The following is an 18,503-nucleotide window of genomic DNA, read 5'->3' on the forward strand; positions in this document are numbered from 1 at the left end:
GCAATGCGTTCGCTTTAAGGTGGGTTCCGTGAGCAGACAGATGGTGCGCCCCGGCGGGCGCAGCGCCCGGGTCCAGGCAGCGGTGCACGCCGCCGTGCGCGAACTCGCCTCGGAGGTCGGCCGGGACGCCCTGACCGTGCCGATGGTCGCCCAGCGCGCGGGCGTGACGCCGTCGACGATCTACCGTCGCTGGGGAGACATGCAGGTGCTGCTGTCGGACGTGGCGGTCGAGCGGCTGCGGCCCGACACCGCACCCGGGGACCACGGCGCCCTGTCGTCCGACCTGACCGCCTGGGCGGAGCAGTTCCTCGACGAGATGGCCTCGCCCACCGGCCGCGCCTACATCCGCGACGCCCTGCTCGGCGACCCGGACGGCGGCAACGCCGGCCAGTGCTCCGCCTACGCCGCCGAGCAGATCGACGTCATCGTCCGTCGCGCGTCCGAGCGGGGGGAGCCGGCACCCGGCGTCGACACGGTCATCGACCGGGTCGTCGCGCCCATGATGTACCGCATCCTGTTCCGCCCGGACGGCCTCGACGTCGCCTACGCCCACCGGCTCGTGGCAGGACTCCTCAGCCCGAACAGTCCGGCCGAGCAGCCGAGCACACCTGGTCGGTGAGCGGCTTCACCCAGCGCCGCCACTGCTCCTCCGGTCCGTACCCGGCGGCACCCCATGCCTGATGCGCGGTCTCGTTGCGCGTGAGGACCATCGCGTCCGCGCGCCGCCCGCCGAGCCGTACGAACCGCTCCTCGGCCGCGGCGAGCAGCGCGGAGGCGATGCCCTGGCGGCGGTGGTCCGGATGCACGGCCAGCCGGTAGAGGTGGCAGCGCCAGCCGTCGAACCCCGCGATCACAGTGCCTGCCAACTCGCCGCCGCGCTCCGCGAGGATCAGGGCCTCGGGGTCGCGCGCGACGAGCCGCTCCACGCCACCGCTGTCGTCACTGATGCTCGTGCCCTCGGCGGCCACCTTCCAGAAGGCCAGCACGGTGTCGAGGTCCTCGGGCGTCGCGGCCCGGATGTGCAGCTCGGTCATACGGTGATCACATCACGCACGGTCACCCGGTGCGCAAGATTTCAACATGCGGACATCAGGCCCCACGCACCCGCTCCATGACCGGCGCGAACGCCTCCATGTAGGGCTCCAGCACCGTCAGATACGTGAAGCCGTAGCGCTCGCGCCGGGCCAGGACCTGCTCGGTGAGTTCGTCCAGGGTGCCGATCAGGGAGATCGGGAGCTCCAGCACCTGATCCACCGTCATGTCCGGGACCAGTTCGAGGAACGGCTGAACCGCGGCCTCGCGGTCCTCGGTGCCGATCACCATCTGGAGGAGCAGGTTCAGCTCGGGCGGCTCCTCGCGGTGGTCCTCCACGAACTTCAGGTAGCGCGCCACGCGTTCGTCGAGCTCGTCCGCGGTGATCGGCGTCAACTGCCCGGTGGTGCTGCCCTGTGCCGTGCGCGCCCCGGTGAACGCCGCGATGTCGGCGTGCTCGGCGCTCAGCCGCAGCATCCGGTCGCCGTTCCCGCCGATCAGCAGCGGCACCCGCGGCCGCTGCGCCGCCCGCGGCTGGTGCTCGTCCGAGCCCAGCAGCCGCTTCAGCTCCTCGACCGTGCGCCGCAGATGGTCCACCCGCTCGCCCGGCGAGCCGAAGGGCAGTCCGGCCGTCTCGTGCTCCGCCCGTACGTAGCCGGTGCCCAGCCCGAGCTCCAGCCGGCCGCCCGTCAGCGCGTCCGTCGTGGCCACCTCGCGGGCCAGCAGTGTCGGGTTCCAGAAGCCCGCGTTGAGCGTGAAGGTGCCGAGCCTCGGCCGCTCGGTGGCCTCGGCCGCCGCCACCAGCGCCGGGAAGGGCGCCGGCATGCCCAGATGGTCGGGGACGAGGATCACGTCGTACCCGAGCTCCTCGGCCCGGCGGCACTTGGCGCGCCACTCCTCGGCCGACGCCGGTTCGAGCAGGTTGACCCCGAAGCGGAACGGACGCGACATGAACTCTCCTCACGCAAAGCCGACTTGAGTACCCGCCGCGATTCCATCACTCGTGCGCGATGGCCGCCAGTACGTTCATGCGGGAGGCACGCAACGCCGGGAGCAGCGCCGCCACGACCCCCACCACGGCCGAGCCGATCACCACCGCGACGATCGTGGTCCACGGGATCGCGAGGGCCGTCATGCCCTGGAGGGCCAGCACCTCGTGGGTGCACACGCCCCACACCAGACCCAGCGCGAGCCCCAGGACGGCCCCGAACACCGCGATCACCACCGACTCCAGCCGGATCATCCGGCGCAGCTGCCGACGCGCCAGCCCGATCGCCCGCAGCAGCCCGATCTCCCGGGTGCGCTCGACGACCGACAGCGCGAGGGTGTTGACCACGCCGAGCACGGCGATGATGATCGCCAGACCGAGCAGCGCGTACACGAGGTACAGCAGAACGGCGATCTGGTCGTGCACCAGCTGCTTGTAGTCGGCCAGGTCCCTCACCTGCACCTGGGGGTAGGGGTCCAGGGTCCGCTCCAGGCGCGCGCGCAGCTCGTCGCCGCTCGTGCCCGGGGCGGCGTTGACGTACAGCGCGGAGTCCTGCCCGCCCGGCGCGTACCGCTCCAGGGTGGCGAGGCCGAAGTAGAGCCCGCCCTGCGTGCCGAACCCCTCGGCGGAGTCCTGGTCGGTGAGGGCGCCGACCGTCAGTTCGGCCCTGCGCCCGCCCGGGAACTCCACCGGGAGCCTGCTGCCCACCGTCACGTCGTGGTCGCGTGCGAAGTCCCGGTCCATGGCGAGGCGCCCGTCCGCGAGCGCGGCCGCCGAGTCCCCTTGTGCGTACGTGATGTTGGCGACCTCGTCGAGCCGCGGATCGTACCCCGCGGCGGTCGTCTCCACGCGGTCGCCGTCCGGGAGCCGTACCCCGACCGGCGTGAACCGCCCCCGCACGACGAGGCCCGCGCCCTCGGTGCCGCGCACCTTGCCGGTGACCTCCTCCGGGAACGGCAGGAAGTTGGAGTTCTGGATCACGAAGTCGGCGCCCAGCGTCTTGTCGATCTGCTGGTCGAACGACCTGGTCATCGAGGCGCTCGCCACCGACATCCCGCCGACCAGGGCGAGGCCCACCATTAGGGCGGCGGCGGTGGCCCCGGTGCGGCGCGGATTGCGCAGGGCGTTGCGCTGGCTCATCCGGCCGATCGACCCGAACAGCGCGGGGAAGGCCGCGCCGAGCACACGGATCACCGGGCGCACCAGCAGCGGCCCCGCGATCACGGTCGCGATCAGGGTGAGCACGACACCGAGCCCCAGCAGCGACGCCGCCGACGACGTCCGCTCCGACACCACGCATCCCACGAGCGCCGCCGCACCGGCCGCCCCGACGACCGCGCCCGCCACCGCACGCAGCCGCAGCGGCCGGCCCACCCCGGCGACCTCGGCGTCCGAGAGCGCGGCCATCGGCGAGACCCCGGCGGCCCGCCGCGCCGGGAGGTACGCGGCGACGAAGGTGACCCCGAGACCGACGACGTACGCCGTCACGGGCGTCACCCAGCCGATGACCATCTCGCCGGCGTCGATGTTCATGCCGAGCAGGCCCATGAGCTCGATGAGCCCGGCCGCGAGCCCGACGCCGGCGGCGAGTCCCAGCGTGGAGCCGACCAGTCCGAGCAGGAGGGCCTCGGTGAGCACCGAGCGGCGGACCTGGCGCCGGTCGGCGCCGAGGGCGCGCAGCAGTCCCAGCTCGCGGGTGCGCTGGGCGATGAGCATGGAGAAGGTGTTGACGATCAGGAACACGCCCACCAGCACGGCGATCCCGGCGAAGCCGACCATCACGTACTTGATGACGTCGAGGAATCCGCCCAGCTGCTCGACGTCCGACTTCGCCTGCTCGTCGGCGGTCCTGAAGGCGTAGGTGTGCGCGCCGAGCGCGGCGGCCACGCGCTGTTTGAGCTGCTCGTCGCTGACACCTTCGGCGGCGTCGACCGAGATGCTGGTGGCGGCCCGCGGGCTGTCCAGCAGTTTCGTCTGCGCGGTGGGGGTGTCGAGGAAGACCAGCGCGGCGCCGGGGTTGGTGGTCGTGAACGTGGCGATGCCGACGACCCGGACCTCGAACGACCCGGGCGGCGCGATCACGGTGAGGGTGTCGCCGATGCGCACGTCCTTGCGGTCGGCGGTCTCCGAGTCGAGCAGCGCCTGCCCGTCGCCGCGCGGGGCGTGACCGGAGGTGAGTTCCACGGGGCTGCGCTCGTTCGGGTTCCAGGCGGTGCCGAGCGTGGGAGCGCCGGTGGTCGGACCGACCGGTTCGTCGTCCTCGTCGACGACGGTGAGGCCCTGCACGTCCACCTCGGCGCGTGCCGCCGCGACCCCGTCGACCTGCCGCACGCGTTCGGCGAGCGCGGCCGGCAGGGTGGCCGTCCGGCCGGAGGGCACGGCCTCGTCGAGGTCCTCCTTCGGGCTGATGGTCACATCGGCCGCGGTGGAGGCGAACAGCCGGTCGAACGTACGGCTGACGGTGTCCGAGAAGATCAGACTGCCCGTGACGAACGCGACGGACAGCAGGACGGCGAGTGCCGAGAGCAGCAGCCGCCCCTTGTGCGCGAGGAAGCTCCTCAGGGTCGCCTTGAGCACGGGATCAGTGCTCCCCGGCGGACGGGGCGCCGTCGGGCCCCGCGGCGGGCGGCGCGTCCTCGGGGCGGGCGCGGATCACGTCGAAGCGCTTCATGCGCTCCAGCACGGTCTCCGCGGTCGGTCGCCGCATCTCGTCGACGATCCGGCCGTCCCCGAGGAAGAGCACCAGGTCGGAGTGGGCGGCGGCGCCCGGATCGTGGGTGACCATGACGACGGTCTGCCCGAGCTGGTCCACCGCCTCGCGCAGGAAGCCGAGCACCTCCAGTCCGGCGCGCGAGTCGAGGTTCCCGGTCGGCTCGTCCGCGAAGATCAGCTCGGGGCGGGAGGCCAGCGCACGCGCACAGGCCACGCGCTGCTGCTGGCCGCCGGAGAGCTGCGACGGCCGGTGCCCGAGCCGGTCCCGCAGGCCCAGCGTGTCGATCACCTGGTCCAGCCACTTCTCGTCGGGCTTCTTGCCCGCGATGTCCATGGGCAGGGTGATGTTCTCCAGCGCGTTCAGGGTCGGGATGAGGTTGAACGACTGGAACATGAACCCGATCCGGTCGCGGCGCAGCCGCGTCAGCTCGCGCTCCTTCAGGCCCGTGATCTCCGTGTCGCCGAGCCACACCTGGCCGCCCGAGACGGTGTCGAGCCCCGCCAGGCAGTGCATCAGCGTGGACTTCCCGGAGCCCGACGGTCCCATCACCGCGGTGAACCGGCCGCTGACGATGTCGACGTCCACCGCGTCGAGCGCGAGCACGGTCGTCTCGCCCGAGCCGTACGCCTTGGTCAGGCCGCGGGCCCGGGCCGCGATCCCGTCGGCCGACGCGAGGCCGGGGACGTGTTCCGCAGCAGGTGTGGACAAGGCCGCCTCCTCGTGGTGGACGTCGGACTGCGTCACCTTGCCCGAGGGTAATGTGACGCGGCCCACACTCGGTATCCTCCTCGGGTCGGAGTCCCGCCCTTGCTGGTGCTAGCGCCTGCGCGCTAGCTTCGAGGTATGGCGAAGACCCAACTGAACGTGCGAGTCGACGAGGGCACCGCCCGAGCCGCCCGCGAACGCGCCCTGGCCCGCGGCATGAGCGTCAACCGCTACATCGAGGAGCTGGTCAGACAGGACACCGGCGAGGTGGGCCACACGTTCGTGGAGGCCGCCGCCGACTTCATGAAGCAGTACGAGTCCGTCTTCGCCGAGGAGTTCGACGGGGGTGCCCCCGCTCGAGCGAAGCCGAGAGTGGGGGAGGACCGCGAGGGCGCGCGCGAAGGTCGCCACTGAACCCTTGAACAACCTCGAGATCGACCTCGCCTGGCTGCTGATGCTCGCCGAGCAGAAGACCCCGGGAGACCCCCAGGTCACCGACTGGGGAGCCCTCGTCGCCGCCGTCGCCCGCCACCAGGCCGCCATCTTCGACGTCCCCGTCTACGACAGCCCGCACGCCCGCGCCGCCGCGCTGCTCCAGCTCCTGATCCACGTCCCCGCGCTGGAACGCTCCAACGCCCTGTTCGCCTCCGCCGTCGCCTACGCGTACCTCGTCGCCAGCGGCGCCAAGGTCGTCACCTCACCCGAGCAGGTCCGCGACCTCGCCCGGCTGGTCAAGAGCGGCGAGGCATCCGTGCGGGACATCGAACAGGAGCTGCGCCAGTGGAGCCTGTGACCCGGTGACTACGTACCGACCGGACGCCACGCCGTGCCCAGCACGCAGTACGAGGTGGGCAGCGTCGGCCCCTCCTCCGGCATCATCACCTGCCGGTACGGGCCGAGTTCGAACCCGGCGTCCCGCAGCGCCCGCACCGGCTCCCGCGCCAGGTGGCAGCCCCCGTTCAGCACCGGCCACACCGTCCGGTCCAGCGCACGCTGGCTGACGGTCATCACCCGGCCGCCGCCCCGGCCGTGCTCGAAGAACCGCACCTCACCACCCGGCCGCAACACCCGCCGCAGCTCCGCCAGCGCCCGGGGCACGTCCCGCACACTGCACAGCACCAGCGACACCACGGCCGCGTCGAAGCCCTCGCTCTTGACCGGCAGCGCCTCGGCCGCACCCGGCACCACGTCCACCGGCACCTCCGCCCGCAGCGCCGCCTCCACGGCCAGCTGCCGCAGCCGCCGCTCCGGCTCGATGGCCACGACCTCCGAGACGGTGCCCGGGTAGTGCGCGAAGTTCAGCCCGTTGCCCGCGCCGATCTCGATCACCCGCCCGGACAGCCCGCCGAGCAACCTCTCGCGGACTCTGCCCATGCCCATCCGGGTCTCGGCGGTGACACTGATCCGGGCGTAGTAACGGGCGAACAGCGGATGGTGCACGGCATCCCGTGACACCTTGCCGGAGCGGGCGGACCGGAGCGGCATGAGAGACCTCCTGACGAGGCGGGCCTTACGGCGATTGTCCCCAGGAAACGCCCGGGGCACCCCTGCCCGACGGCGAGCCGCCTACCGCAGACGCACGCGAGCCAGCACCGGCAGATGGTCGCTCCCGGTCGAGCCCAGCGCCGACACCCGTGTCACCTCGGCGCCCCTCCCGAGCACCTGGTCGATCCTGGCCACCGGCAGGGAGGCCGGCCAGCTGAACGCGAACCCCGAGGCCGGGGCGTCGAGCCGGGAGGTGAGCGGACCGAGCCCCCGGTCCCGCACCGTGCCGTTGAGGTCGCCCACCACCAGGAGCCGGCCGGCCGGGTCGTCCGCGATCCGGGCCCCGAGCAGCGCCGCGCTCTCGTCGCGGGCCGCCGAGGCGAACCCCGTCGGACCCAGCCGGACCGACGGCAGATGGACGACGTACACCGCGACCTTCCCACCGGGCGCGGACACGGTGGCCCGCAGACCGCGCCGCCAGCTCCCCGGGAAGCCCTCGGGCCGGATGTCCACGGGCCGTACGCCGGAGAGGGGATGGGCCGACCAGAGCCCGACCGTGCCGTGGACCGCCCGGTGCGGGTGGGAGGCGCCCAGGACGTCCTCGAACACCGGGCGCCCCGCGGTCGTCAGCTCCTGCACGGCCACCAGATCCGCGCGAGTGGCGCGCAGCGCCCGCGCGGTGCCCGCCGGGTCGGCGTTGTCGTCGGCCACGTTGTGCTGGACGACGGTCAGGTCGTACGACTCGGGCGGCGAGGAGAACCACAGCCCGCCGAACATCCAGAGCCAGACCGCGACGGGCACCAGGCAGGCGAGCAGTCCCGCCACCGACCGCCTGAGCACGGCGAGGCAGCCGAGGGGAGGCACGGCCACGCCCAGCCACGGCAGGAACGTCTCCAGGAGGCTCCCGAGCCGCCCGAACCCGTTGGGCACGGCGGAGTGCAGGGCCAGCAGACCGGCGACACCGGCGGCGCCCCCGACGAGCCAGGCGTCCCAAGGCCGTACGCCTCCCACTCGCACTCCCTACCCGAGTTCAGCCGCCAGCAACGCGGCCGTCCTGGCCACCAGCGCGTTGTCGGCCGGGGCGTCCCGCTCGGGCTGCATCGTCAGCACGGACAGCACGATCGGCGTGCCGTCGGGCGGCCAGGTGATGCCCACGTCGTGGGCGCCGCCGTACTCCGGCTGGCCGGTCTTGTCGGCGAGAAGCCATTCCGGGGGAAGGCCCTTGCGGAACTTCTCGGTACTGGTGGTGTTGCGCAGCAGCCAGTCCGTGAGCCGTGCCCGGTCCCGGGGCTCCAGCACGTCGCCGAGCACGAGACGGGCGTAGGACAGGCCGATCGCGCGGGGAGACGTCGTATCGGTCACGCGCCACGGTTCCGCGCTGTTCAGGTCCGGCTCCCACCGGTCGAGCCGGGTGACACCGTCACCGATCGAACGGGCGAAGCGCGTGACGGCGGTCGGTCCGCCCAGCTCCTTCAGCAGCAGGTTGCCCGCGGCGTTGTCACTGAAGCGGATGGTCGCGTCGCACAGTTCGCCGACGGTCATGCCGGTCGCGAGGTTCTCCTGGGTGACGGGGGAGTAGCCCGACTTCGTCACGCAGTCCTGGGTGTAGTGGATCCGCCTGGCCAGGAACTCGCCGTCGCGGTCGAGGTCACGCAGGACGGCCGCGGCGGCGAGCGTCTTGAACACCGAGGCGATCGGGAAGCGTTCACCGGCCCGGTACGCCACCGTCCGGCCCGTACGCATGTTCCGCGCGTACACACCCAGCCGGGCGGTGTGCTCCCGCTCCAGTTCCCTCAGCCGTGCGGTGACGCCGCCCGTACCGGGTAAGGCGTGGGCCGTGCCGGCGCCCAGCGAGAGAGCGGCGGCGGCGCCCAGCGTCAGGGCCGTGCGCCGGGACGGGCGCGGGTGTGTGGTGTGCACGGTGTTCCCTTCGAAGGTGATCACGTACGTAGTCCAACACGCGATCACGTCCGCGCCGGTTCTCACCGGGCGCCCGCCGGAACCCTCAGAACGCCGGAGGCGCCTCCCGCACCTGGAACGCCTCCGCGTCCCACGTACCGTCCAGGCGCGGTGCCAGCCAGTGCGGCGCGGCCGCCCGGAAGGCGGCGGGGGACAGGGCCCCCGACCCGGCGGGAACGGAGCCCAGCAGCGGAGCCCCGGCCACGTCCGGCAGGTCCGCGACATTGCAGCGCGAGGCGAGGTCCGGCGCGGCGGGCCAGCTCCCGATCACGATCCCCGCCAGGTCCAGCCCCCGGGAGCGGAGCTCACGCGCCGTCAGCTCCGTCGTGTTCAGGGTGCCGAGCCCCGCCGACGCCACGACCAGCACCGGCGCCGACAGCAGCCGGGCCGCGTCCGCCAGGGTGCCGCCGGCCGGGTCGAACCGTACGAGCAGTCCGCCCGCGCCCTCGACCAGCACCAGATCGTGTTCGGTGGCCAGCTTGGCGGCGGCCTCCGCGACCTCGTGCGGGTGCACGGGGGCGCGACCGGCCCGGCGGGCGGCCGTGGCGGGCGCCAACGGCTCGGGATAGCGGGCGATTTCCGCCGCCGTCACGGCACCCGCGAGCCGCGCGACCTCGGCGGCGTCCCCAGGCTCGTCCGGCCGTACTCCCGTCTGCGCGGCCTTCAGCACGGCCACCGAACGGCCGGCCGCCAGCGCCGTCGCGGCCACCGCGGCGGTCACGACAGTCTTGCCGACCTCCGTGCCCGTGCCCGTGATCACCAGTACCGGCATGTCATCCCTCCCGTGCCGCCGCGCACACCGCCCGCGCGATCCGCGCCACGTCCGCGTCGCCCGTGACGTACGGCGGCATGGTGTAGATCAGATCGCGGAACGGCCGCAGCCACACGCCCTCGCGTACGGCCGCCCGCGTTGCCGCCGTCATGTCCACGGCATGATCCAGCTGCACGACGCCGATGGCGCCGAGCACCCGCACGTCCTGGACGCCAGGCAGCTCCGCGGCCGCCGCGAGCCCGTCCCGCAGCCCCGTCTCGATCCGCTTGACCTCCGTGCGCCAGTCCTGGCCGAGCAGCAGCTCGATCGAGGCGCAGGCCACCGCCGCCGCCAGCGGATTGCCCATGAACGTCGGGCCGTGCGCGAGCACCGGCACCTCGCCGCGCGAGATGCCGTCGGCCACCCGCGGCGTGCACAGCGCCGCCGCCATGGTCAGATAGCCGCCGGTCAGCGCCTTGCCCACGCACATCACGTCCGGCGTCACGGCCGCGTGGTCCGCCGCGAACAGCGCGCCCGTACGGCCGAAGCCGGTCGCGATCTCGTCGAACACCAGCAGCACGTCGTGCGCGTCGCACGCCTCGCGCAGCACCCGCAGATAGGCGGGGGAGTGGAACCGCATCCCACCCGCGCCCTGCACCACAGGCTCCACGATCACCGCGGCCAGCTCGTCGGCATGCCGCTCGATCGACGCGCGCAGCAGTTCGGCGTACGACTCCTCGTACTCGACCGGAGGCGGACCGACGAACACCTGACGGGGCAGTACCCCGGTCCACAGCTCGTGCATCCCGCCCTCGGGATCGCACACCGACATCGGCTGCCAGGTGTCGCCGTGGTATCCGCCGCGCCAGGTCAGCAGCCGCTGCTTGCGGGGGCGGCCCAGCGAGCGCCAGTACTGGAGGCACATCTTGACCGCGACCTCGACCGACACGGACCCGGAGTCGGCGAGGAACACATGCTCCAGACCCTCGGGCGACATGTCGACAAGGAGCTTCGCCAGCCGCACGGCGGGCTCGTGCGTGAGCCCGCCGAACATCACGTGGCTCATCCGCTCCAGTTGCCCGCGCGCCGCCTCGTTCAGCACCGGGTGGTTGTAGCCGTGGATCGCCGACCACCAGGACGCCATGCCGTCGACCAGCTCGCCCGAGCCGTCGGCGAGCCGCAGCCGCACCCCGCTCGCCGACTCCACGACGAGCGGTTCCTGCCGGCCGGGCATCGGGCCGTACGGATGCCACACGTGCCGCCGGTCGAGCTCCAGCAGTTCGGGCACCGTCAGCTCAGGCATTGGGCGCGAGGTCCGTTCCGGCGCCCCGGCGGCGGACGGCGACCAGGTCGGTGCGGGGCTCCGCGGCCGTACGGGGCTCGGCTGCCGTACGGGGCTCGGAGGACTCCGGGGCGGCAGCGGAACCGCAGACTCCGCCGCCCTCGGAACCGCAGACCCCGCCGCCGTCGTGGCAGCCGCCGGCCGCGCGGTGCTCCGGCAGCGTCACCTGGTCGGTGCCCTCCACCTCGAACCCGGCGTCCGCGATCATCTCCAGGTCGGCCTTGCCCGCCTGGCCCTCGCTGGTGAGGTAGTCGCCGAGGAAGATCGAGTTGGCCAGGTGCAGGGCGAGCGGCTGCATCGTGCGCAGATGGACCTCGCGCCCGCCCGCGATCCGCACCTCGACGTCCGGGCACACGAACCGCGTCATGGCCAGGATCCGCAGGCACCGCTGCGGGGTCAGGTTCCACTCCTTGCCGAGCGGGGTGCCCTCGAACGGGATCAGGAAGTTGACCGGAACCGAGTCCGGGTCCAGCTCGCGCAGCGAGAAGACGACGTCGACCAGGTCCTCGTCCGACTCGCCCATGCCGGCGATCAGCCCGGAGCAGGCGGACAGCCCTGCCGCATGGGCCTTCTCGACGGTGTCCACGCGGTCGGCGTAGGTGTGGGTGGTCGTGATCTCCCCGTACGTCGCCTCGGACGTGTTGAGGTTGTGGTTGTAGGCGTCGGCGCCCGCCTCGCGCAGCCGCTCGGCCTGTCCGTCGGAGAGCAGCCCGAGGCACGCGCACACCTCGACGCCCTCGTTGTTCTCCTTGATGGCCTTGATCGTCTCGGAGACCCGGTCCACGTCCCGGTCGGTCGGGCCGCGCCCGCTGGCCACCAGGCACACCCGCTTGGCGCCTCCGGCGACCCCGGCGGCGGCCGCATCGGAGGCCTGGTCGGGTTTGAGCCAGGTGTACTTCAGGATCCCGGTCCGGGAGCCGAGTCGCTGCGAACAGTAGGAGCAGTCCTCGGGACACAGGCCGGACTTCAGGTTGACGAGATAGTTGAGTTTCACCCGCCGGCCGAACCAGTGCCGGCGCACCTTCCCGGCCGCGGCCACCACATCGAGCAGGTCGTCGTCGGACGTGGCGAGGACGGCCAGCGCCTCTTCGCGGGTCGGCAGTTCGCGCCGAAGCCCCTTGTCCACCAGCGTGTTCAGCAGGTCCATGGGAGCCGATCCTGTCGTACGGAGCCGCCCGCGGCCAAGGAGAGTTCGTACAACAGAGGCGCTTCGAGGTGTGGGTATTGCCACACACTGACCTGCTGGTGGGCCCGCTAGTGTCTGTGCACTGCCTACAAATTCCCCGGAGGACCCCCCATGGCGTTCGGCTGGATCGACGAGCAGGCGCGGCTGCGCCGTCGCGCCGGACTCGTACGGACACTGCGCCCCCGTCCGGCCGTTTCACCGCTCCTCGACCTGGCGAGCAACGACTACCTGGGACTGGCCCGCCATCCCGAGGTCACCGAGGGTGCGGCCCGTGCCGCGCGGCTCTGGGGCGGCGGCTCGACCGGCTCCCGGCTCGTCACCGGCAGCACCGAACTGCACGCCGAACTCGAACGGGAACTGGCCGATTTCTGCGGTGTCGAGGCGGCCCTCGTCTTCTCCTCCGGCTACGCGGCCAACCTCGCGGCGGTCACCGCGCTGGCCCCGCACGGCTCCCTCATCGTCTCCGACGCGGGCAACCACGCCTCGCTCATCGACGGCTGCCGGCTGGCCCGCGGCACCACACAGGTGGTGGCGCACGCCGAGCCGGAGGCCGTGCGCAAGGCGCTGCACACGCACGGGGGCACGGCGATCACCGTGTCCGACACGGTCTTCTCGGTCGACGGCGACGCGGCCCCGCTCGCCGCGCTCGCCGAGGCGTGCCGGGAGCACGGCGCGGGTCTGGTGGTGGACGACGCCCACGGCCTGGGCGTCCTCGGTGACGGCGGCCGCGGCGCCCCGCACGCGGCGGGGCTCGCGGGCGCCGACGACGTCGTCGTGACGGTCACGCTGTCCAAGTCGCTCGGCAGTCAGGGCGGAGCCGTCCTCGGCCCGGCCCGGGTGATCGACCACTTGGTCAACGCGGCACGGACGTTCATCTTCGACACGGGTCTCGCCCCCGCGGCGGCGGGGGCGGCCCTGTCGGCACTGCGGCTGCTGCGCCGCGAGCCGGAGCGCGCGGCTCGGGTCCGCGCGGTGGCGGGCGAGTTGCACGCACGCCTGACCGCCGCGGGTCTGGAAGCGGTACGTCCGGACGCCGCGGTGGTCTCGGTGCGGGCGCCCTCTCCCGAGGACGCCGTGCGCTGGGCGGCCGGGTGCCGCGCGGCGGGCCTGGCCGTGGGCTGCTTCCGTCCTCCTTCCGTGCCCGACGGCATCTCACGGCTCAGGCTGACCGCCCGCGCGGACCTGACCGCGGAACAGATCGAACGCGCTGTACGACTGATCGGCGAGACGCGGCCATGAGTCGGCGTGACACGGCCGTGCGTCGCTCGACGACGGACTGATCAGGAGTGGTTCGGATGCGGCTCAGATGCGGTCGACCGCGGCCGTGAACTCCGTCCAGCTCCTCCGTGAGAAGAGCAGTGCGGGCCCGGCCGGGTCCTTGGAGTCGCGCACGGCGAGCAGTCCGGCCCAGGGCGGGGCGGCCGGACACGCGGTCTCGACGCAGTTGTTCGCGCCGGTGCTGTAGCTGCTGCGCAACCACCGCACACCGTGCAGTTCGATGCTTGAGGGGACGTGACGAGGCAGTGCACGCATGGTGCCTCCTTACGCGCCGGCGGCTGTCCCGGCGATGAAATCCAACGAGTCCTCGGGCGAAAGGGCGTGGATCTGAAGGGCGTTGAAGGCCTCCGTGTAGGCCCGGAGGTCTTCTTTCCGTTCGAGGTAGAGGCTACTCGTCAAGTGGTCGAGAACAACAACATCCAGATCAGATGTGCTCGAAAATGAGAAAATAACGAAAGGGCCGGTGACTCCGATGTGCGCCCCGGCGGCGAACGGCAGCACCTGGAGCCGCACTTGGGGCAGCCGCGCCGCCTCGACCAGCCGTTCCAGCTGCCGGGCCATCACCCCGGGCCCGCCCACCTCCCGCCGCAGCACCGCCTCGTCCAGGACGGCGCTCAGTTCCAGCGGCGGATCCGCGCGCAGCACGTCCTGCCGGGCCAGACGCACCTCGACCAGCGTGTCGAGCCGGTCCTCCGGCAGCCCCTCCACCGCGGCCTTCGTCACCGCACGGGCGTACTCGGGCGTCTGGAGCAGCCCCGGGACGACCGTGGTCTCCAGCGTGCGCATCGCGCCGGCCTGTGACTCCAGGCTGATGAAGTCCCGGTAGGTCGGCGGCAGCACCCCGCGGTAGGCGTGCCACCAGTGGGTCCGCCCGCCACTGTCCTCGGACCCCGCCAACACCATGAGCAACTCGCGCAGTTGAGCGTCCGCCACGGCGTACGCGTCGAGAAGTAACCGCACATCGGCCGGTTTCACCCCGCTCGTGCCCGTCTCGATACGGCTGACCTTCGACTGGTGCCAGCCCACCAGCCGGGCCGCCTCACCACTGGTGAGCCCCGCCGAGGTGCGCAGCGCGCGAAGTTCGGCGCCCAGTTTCCGGCGGCGCACCGCGGGACCGTGCTGCATGGGTTACTCCTTACTCCTTCCGAGCCACCCAAATACGGTCTCGCGTCGCAGAGTTCACCGCTTTGAGCGACAGATATATGCATATCTTGGTGGATCGCCGCCCTTCCGGGGTGTTCTGGTGGCACTCTGGCGACGAAGCACCAGTCCGGGACCGTACTCGAACCTTCCGCTCCGTGTCGGACTGCGGTCCCGTGGGAAAGGGACGACGTCGCCATGGCAGACCATTTGGAAGCATCCGTCACTCTGCCGAGCGATCCCGCCTCGGTCTCCGCAGCGCGCGCCTACGTGGTGGGCACGCTGGCGGAGTGGGGCCTGCCGGCGGACACGGAAGTGTCCGACACCATCCGGCTCATCATCTCCGAACTCGCGACCAACGCCGTCCAGCACACGTTCGGACAGTCGCCCACCTTCACGGTGGACGTCGAACTCGACCGCGACGAACACCTGCGCATCGGCGTCACGGACAGCCACCCGCGATTCCCCAGACGCCTGCCCGCCGCCGTCCAGCAGGACAACGGGCGCGGCCTCGTCATCATCCGCTGGCTGACCGCGGAATGCGGCGGCAGGCTCAGGATCCGCCGCACCCGCGAGGGCGGCAAGACCATCTCGATCGAACTCCCGTGGACCGTCCCGGTCCAGCCCGTGACGGCTGCGGGGCAGCAGGAGCCGTGATCTCACCGCATCTCTGACGCGTGCCGCGCGCGGCCGAACGCCCCGCGCAACAGGGCCCGGAAGGCCTCCACGGCAGGCGCCGCCTCCTCGCCCCGGTAGGCGACCGAGATCGTACGGCGCAATTCGCCCGCCCCGAGCGGGCGCACCCCGACCGGCGTGACCGATGTCCGCGCCACCATCTCCGGTACGACGCCCACCCCGAGCCCCGCGCTGACCAGTGCGCACACCAGCGCATAGCCGGGTGTCGAGACCAGGACCGACGGGCTGGCCCCGGCCCGCGCCAGCGCCGCCTCCACACCCTGCCGGGAAGGATGTTCCGGCGCCATGCTGATCAGCGGCTGACCTGCCAGTTCCGTCAAGGGAAGCCTGGACGTGCCGTCGGCGAGGGCATGACCCGGGGCGGTCACCAGAACCAGCTCCTCCACCAGGACCGGCTCCAAGCGGACGGAAGCGGGGAGCGAGAGGGCGTCGGCGGGCTCGTACGTGTGCGTCAGGGCCAGGTCGATGTCACCGGCGGCCACGGCCATGACACCGGTCGGCGGTTCGTGGTCGGCGACGGACAGCTCCACATCCGGGTGAGCCCGGCGGAACGCGCTCAGTACCGGCGGCAGCAGATGGATGCCCGCCGTCTGGAACGTCCCGAGCCTCAGGACGCCGCCCGACAGACCGGCCAGCCGGGCCAGTTCATGACGGGCCCGCTCCAACTCGTCGAGCACGCGCCGGGCCCGTGCCACCAGCAGCTCGCCCGCGCCCGTCAGCCGCGCCCCGCGGTGATGCCGGACCAGCAGCGCCGAGCCGGCCTCCCGCTCCAGCTTGGCCAGTTGCTGGGAGAGCGCGGGCGGGGTGTAACCGAGGCGCTCGGCCGCCCGGGTGATGGACCCGGCCTCCGCGACGGCGACCAGAGCCGCGAGCCGGGTCGGGTCGTACATGCCGCTGACCTCCACAGACCAAAGCGATGCTTAAGGCTTCCTCAGGATATTCGACATACCTGCTGAAGGCCCTGGTCCGGCAGGCTGGCCGCATGGACGCACAACTCATCGCCTTCACCGGGGTGGCGGCGGGCATGGTCGCGATGCCGGGCGCCGACTTCACGGTGGTCGTGCGCAACGCCCTGGTCTCCCGCCGGGCCGGCGTGGCCTGCGCGCTCGGCATCGCGGGCGGGCTGCTCCTGCACACCGCGCTGGCCGTTGCGGGGGTCGCCGCGGTCCTGGCCGCCGTGCCCGCGCTGTTCCGGGCGCTCCAGCTGCTGGGCGGCGGCTACGTCCTGTACCTGGGAGCGCGGACGCTGTGGTCACTGCGCGGGCACCGTGCCGTGGTCGCCGAAACCACGGGGACCGCTTCGTCCGCCGTGCGTCCCTTGCGGCAGGGCTTCGTCACGAACGCCCTGAACCCGAAGGCGCCCATCACCTTCCTCAGCCTGCTGCCGCAGTTCGTGCCCGCGAGCGGTCCCGCGCTGCCCCGGACGCTGCTGCTGGCGCTGATCGTGGTGGTCCTCGCCCTGCTGTGGTTCCCGGCCGTGGCGCTGCTGGTGGACCGACTCGGCCGCCGGCTGCGGGAGCCGCGTGCCGCGCGGGCCGTCGAGGGGGTCACCGGGGCCGCGCTGACGCTTCTCGGCGTGCTGCTCCTTCTCGAACCCCTGAGGGCTGCCTGATCGTGCCGCGCGGCGGTGCGGGGATCCGGACGGGACCCCGGGACGCAGGCTCCTCGCTGGTGGCTTGCGGCCGTCCGGGGCTGCCCTGCGTCTCGTCGCGCAGCCCCGCTCGCCGCACCAGCCGGGGGAGCAGCCCCCACAGACCGACGCAGACCAGGAACGTCGCCGCGCCCGCGGCGATGCCGCCGGCCCGACTGGTCGTCACATCGACCACCAGCAGGACCGAACCGCTGAAGGCGAACACCAGAACGATCAGACCGGTGGTGGCCAGTCGTGAGGAGACCTGCACGATGCGCGGCTTGGCGCCCTGCTGGAAGAGCGAGCGGTGCAGCGCGGCCGGCGCGGTGAACAGGGCCGCGGCCAGGACCGCCAGCAGCAGCGTGATGACGTAGGTGACGCGCTGGACCGTGTCGAGGGACGTGAAGCGCGAGGTGAACGCGAGCGACAGCAGGAACGCGAAGAGGATCTGTACGCCCGTCTGGGTGACCCGGAGCTCCTGGAGCAGCTCGACGAAGTTCCGGTCGGCGCGTTGCAGCGGAGTCTCGCCGCGCGCGGTGCAGGGACGGTGCTCGGCCATGGGGGACGGGTAACCACTTGAGGCCGTGTCACGCCCCGGCGTGCGGCGGCGCGTCAGGGACGCCGCCGCACGCCGGGCGGATCACCTCACGCGTCCGTACCAGACGCTCTTGGTCCAGATCTTCTGCAGCCGCACCACGTCCCCGCTCTTGGGGGCGTGCCAGAGCTTGTTTTTACCCGCGTAGATACCGACGTGGTACACGCTGCTGCCCGAGTGGAAGAACACCAGGTCTCCGGCTTTGCGGTTCTTGGCGGAGATGTGGCGCGTCTTGTTGTACTGCTGGGCGGCCGTGCGGGGGAGCTTCTTGCCCGCCTTCTTGAACGAGTACAGCGTGAGACCCGAGCAGTCGAACCTGTGCGGGCCGGTGGCCCCGTACTTGTAGGGCGATCCCTTCTTCGAGGCCGCTATCTGGAGTGCCTTGGTCGCCGGTGTGGCTGCCGCCGCCTCGGAGGAGAAGCCGGGAGCCACGATCGAGCCGCCCACGGCGGCGATGGTGAGGGCCGAGGCCGTACCGGCCCGGACCATGAGCGACGGGACACGATTGAGCGCAGTCATGCGCAACCCTTCGTCAGCCGCCTGTGAAGGATGACCTGTCGGATTCGGGCTGGCGAAGTTGCCCGGCCGCTGACGCGGCTTCACCCCAAGGGCTGCTCGGACCCGGTCATGGCGTGACCGTCCCGGCGACCCGTCGTGCTTGGGTCCTCCACTCCTGCCGATCCACTCCTGTCGACCGGTCATCCGGGCGGCGGCAGGACTCGGCGTCCGCCCGGACCGCCCCGCCGCTGCGGCGGGGGCTTGTCGTCAGACGGGATCTTGGCTCATGGTTGTCCCGAAATCCCAACGGAACCGGGGATTTGTGTTGTTACTCACCACTCACCCGTTCGGGTGGACACGTCTGTGTTCGAGCCACGGTCCACAGGCCCACTGGCCGTCGGACCAGCGATGGAATGTCCCATTCCGCCCTTCGGTCACGCGCGTTGCGCAACTGTGAGGGCCCGAAAAAAGGACTCTCGTCTACTCCGAACAGGGGTACGTCGTT

Annotated in this window: 21 protein-coding genes and 1 riboswitch; of the genes, 6 read left to right on the forward strand and 15 right to left on the reverse strand. The window is 72.1% G+C overall.

The genetic code is table 11. The features are described 5' to 3' along the window. The first annotated feature begins 40 nt into the window (after window positions 1-40). The gene (locus tag SCNRRL3882_RS34800; protein ID WP_010041130.1) at window positions 41-619 is read left to right on the forward strand and encodes a TetR/AcrR family transcriptional regulator; all 579 of its coding nucleotides are present in this window, start codon (window positions 41-43) and stop codon (window positions 617-619) included. On the opposite strand, the gene SCNRRL3882_RS34805 is transcribed toward SCNRRL3882_RS34800, so the two are convergent. Genes SCNRRL3882_RS34805 through SCNRRL3882_RS34820 form a run of 4 tightly spaced genes read right to left on the reverse strand, consistent with a single transcriptional unit; the run spans window position 573 to window position 5,441 of the window. Further along, complete coding sequence (locus tag SCNRRL3882_RS34805) at window positions 573-1,034, reverse strand: GNAT family N-acetyltransferase (RefSeq protein WP_010041128.1); 462 nt, start codon at window positions 1,032-1,034, stop codon at window positions 573-575. The two genes, SCNRRL3882_RS34800 and SCNRRL3882_RS34805, sit on opposite strands and share 47 nt — an antisense overlap. A 55-nt stretch (window positions 1,035-1,089) precedes the next feature. Then, on the reverse strand, window positions 1,090-1,983 hold the full coding sequence (locus tag SCNRRL3882_RS34810) for an LLM class F420-dependent oxidoreductase (protein ID WP_010041126.1): 894 nt from the start codon (window positions 1,981-1,983) through the stop codon (window positions 1,090-1,092). A 46-nt stretch (window positions 1,984-2,029) separates the two neighbouring features. Next, the gene (locus SCNRRL3882_RS34815) at window positions 2,030-4,597 is read right to left on the reverse strand and encodes an ABC transporter permease (protein ID WP_010041124.1); all 2,568 of its coding nucleotides are present in this window, start codon (window positions 4,595-4,597) and stop codon (window positions 2,030-2,032) included. A 4-nt stretch (window positions 4,598-4,601) separates the two neighbouring features. Continuing rightward, complete coding sequence (locus SCNRRL3882_RS34820) at window positions 4,602-5,441, reverse strand: ABC transporter ATP-binding protein (protein WP_050810254.1); 840 nt, start codon at window positions 5,439-5,441, stop codon at window positions 4,602-4,604. 135 nt (window positions 5,442-5,576) lie between these two features. Here SCNRRL3882_RS34820 and SCNRRL3882_RS34825 point away from each other — a divergent pair, with 135 nt between their 5' ends. Together SCNRRL3882_RS34825 and SCNRRL3882_RS34830 are read left to right on the forward strand one after the other, a co-directional pair. Continuing rightward, window positions 5,577-5,852 carry a hypothetical protein gene (locus tag SCNRRL3882_RS34825; protein WP_010041119.1) on the forward strand — a complete coding sequence of 92 codons (276 nt, stop codon included), beginning with the start codon at window positions 5,577-5,579 and terminating at the stop codon, window positions 5,850-5,852. A gap of 4 nt (window positions 5,853-5,856) precedes the next feature. Continuing rightward, window positions 5,857-6,231 (forward strand): hypothetical protein, encoded by a 375-nt coding sequence (locus SCNRRL3882_RS34830; RefSeq protein ID WP_010041116.1) that lies wholly within the window; start codon window positions 5,857-5,859, stop codon window positions 6,229-6,231. Between the two features lie 8 nt (window positions 6,232-6,239). Here the strand turns inward: SCNRRL3882_RS34830 and SCNRRL3882_RS34835 are convergent, their stop codons facing one another. From SCNRRL3882_RS34835 to bioB, 6 genes are all read right to left on the reverse strand, one after another. Continuing rightward, window positions 6,240-6,923: a class I SAM-dependent methyltransferase gene (locus SCNRRL3882_RS34835; protein WP_010041114.1), complete on the reverse strand. Its 684-nt coding sequence runs from the start codon at window positions 6,921-6,923 to the stop codon at window positions 6,240-6,242. 81 nt (window positions 6,924-7,004) lie between these two features. Then, window positions 7,005-7,934 carry an endonuclease/exonuclease/phosphatase family protein gene (locus SCNRRL3882_RS34840; protein WP_010041113.1) on the reverse strand — a complete coding sequence of 310 codons (930 nt, stop codon included), beginning with the start codon at window positions 7,932-7,934 and terminating at the stop codon, window positions 7,005-7,007. Between the two features lie 9 nt (window positions 7,935-7,943). Continuing rightward, window positions 7,944-8,867: a class A beta-lactamase gene (gene bla / locus SCNRRL3882_RS34845; protein WP_010041111.1), complete on the reverse strand. Its 924-nt coding sequence runs from the start codon at window positions 8,865-8,867 to the stop codon at window positions 7,944-7,946. Between the two features lie 61 nt (window positions 8,868-8,928). Then, window positions 8,929-9,654, reverse strand: coding sequence for a dethiobiotin synthase (gene bioD / locus SCNRRL3882_RS34850; protein ID WP_010041108.1), 726 nt, complete (start codon window positions 9,652-9,654; stop codon window positions 8,929-8,931). A gap of 1 nt (window position 9,655) precedes the next feature. Continuing rightward, window positions 9,656-10,936 carry an adenosylmethionine--8-amino-7-oxononanoate transaminase gene (locus SCNRRL3882_RS34855; RefSeq protein ID WP_010041106.1) on the reverse strand — a complete coding sequence of 427 codons (1,281 nt, stop codon included), beginning with the start codon at window positions 10,934-10,936 and terminating at the stop codon, window positions 9,656-9,658. Beyond that, window positions 10,929-12,122 carry a biotin synthase BioB gene (gene bioB / locus SCNRRL3882_RS34860; protein WP_010041104.1) on the reverse strand — a complete coding sequence of 398 codons (1,194 nt, stop codon included), beginning with the start codon at window positions 12,120-12,122 and terminating at the stop codon, window positions 10,929-10,931. Before bioB ends, SCNRRL3882_RS34855 begins: the two co-directional genes overlap by 8 nt. A 150-nt stretch (window positions 12,123-12,272) precedes the next feature. Between bioB and SCNRRL3882_RS34865 the strand changes: the two genes are divergently transcribed. Beyond that, window positions 12,273-13,400 (forward strand): 8-amino-7-oxononanoate synthase, encoded by a 1,128-nt coding sequence (locus tag SCNRRL3882_RS34865; protein WP_010041102.1) that lies wholly within the window; start codon window positions 12,273-12,275, stop codon window positions 13,398-13,400. A 63-nt stretch (window positions 13,401-13,463) separates the two neighbouring features. Here SCNRRL3882_RS34865 and SCNRRL3882_RS34870 read toward each other — a convergent pair whose 3' ends face one another. Together SCNRRL3882_RS34870 and SCNRRL3882_RS34875 are read right to left on the reverse strand one after the other, a co-directional pair. Further along, window positions 13,464-13,694 (reverse strand): DUF397 domain-containing protein, encoded by a 231-nt coding sequence (locus tag SCNRRL3882_RS34870; RefSeq protein ID WP_010041101.1) that lies wholly within the window; start codon window positions 13,692-13,694, stop codon window positions 13,464-13,466. 9 nt (window positions 13,695-13,703) lie between these two features. Beyond that, on the reverse strand, window positions 13,704-14,564 hold the full coding sequence (locus SCNRRL3882_RS34875; RefSeq protein ID WP_010041100.1) for a helix-turn-helix domain-containing protein: 861 nt from the start codon (window positions 14,562-14,564) through the stop codon (window positions 13,704-13,706). Between the two features lie 213 nt (window positions 14,565-14,777). On the opposite strand from SCNRRL3882_RS34875, the gene SCNRRL3882_RS34880 reads away from it, so the two are divergent. Next, entirely contained in the window at window positions 14,778-15,236 is a 459-nt protein-coding gene (locus SCNRRL3882_RS34880; protein WP_029181257.1) for an ATP-binding protein, read from the forward strand. A gap of 2 nt (window positions 15,237-15,238) precedes the next feature. Here the strand turns inward: SCNRRL3882_RS34880 and SCNRRL3882_RS34885 are convergent, their stop codons facing one another. Beyond that, window positions 15,239-16,165 (reverse strand): LysR family transcriptional regulator, encoded by a 927-nt coding sequence (locus SCNRRL3882_RS34885; RefSeq protein ID WP_010041098.1) that lies wholly within the window; start codon window positions 16,163-16,165, stop codon window positions 15,239-15,241. A 92-nt stretch (window positions 16,166-16,257) separates the two neighbouring features. Between SCNRRL3882_RS34885 and SCNRRL3882_RS34890 the strand changes: the two genes are divergently transcribed. Next, entirely contained in the window at window positions 16,258-16,887 is a 630-nt protein-coding gene (locus tag SCNRRL3882_RS34890) for a LysE family translocator (protein WP_010041095.1), read from the forward strand. Here SCNRRL3882_RS34890 and SCNRRL3882_RS34895 read toward each other — a convergent pair. Both SCNRRL3882_RS34895 and SCNRRL3882_RS34900 read right to left on the reverse strand, forming a co-directional pair. Then, complete coding sequence (locus tag SCNRRL3882_RS34895) at window positions 16,823-17,464, reverse strand: DUF6328 family protein (RefSeq protein WP_010041094.1); 642 nt, start codon at window positions 17,462-17,464, stop codon at window positions 16,823-16,825. The genes SCNRRL3882_RS34890 and SCNRRL3882_RS34895 overlap by 65 nt on opposite strands. A gap of 81 nt (window positions 17,465-17,545) precedes the next feature. Then, window positions 17,546-18,019, reverse strand: coding sequence for a C40 family peptidase (locus SCNRRL3882_RS34900; protein WP_010041093.1), 474 nt, complete (start codon window positions 18,017-18,019; stop codon window positions 17,546-17,548). A gap of 3 nt (window positions 18,020-18,022) precedes the next feature. Continuing rightward, a riboswitch (cyclic di-AMP (ydaO/yuaA leader) is annotated at window positions 18,023-18,235 on the reverse strand. Between the last annotated feature and the right edge of the window lie 268 nt (window positions 18,236-18,503).

Origin of the sequence: Streptomyces chartreusis NRRL 3882 (assembly GCF_900236475.1) — a bacterium.
GTDB classification, from domain to species: Bacteria; Actinomycetota; Actinomycetes; order Streptomycetales; family Streptomycetaceae; genus Streptomyces; species Streptomyces chartreusis_D.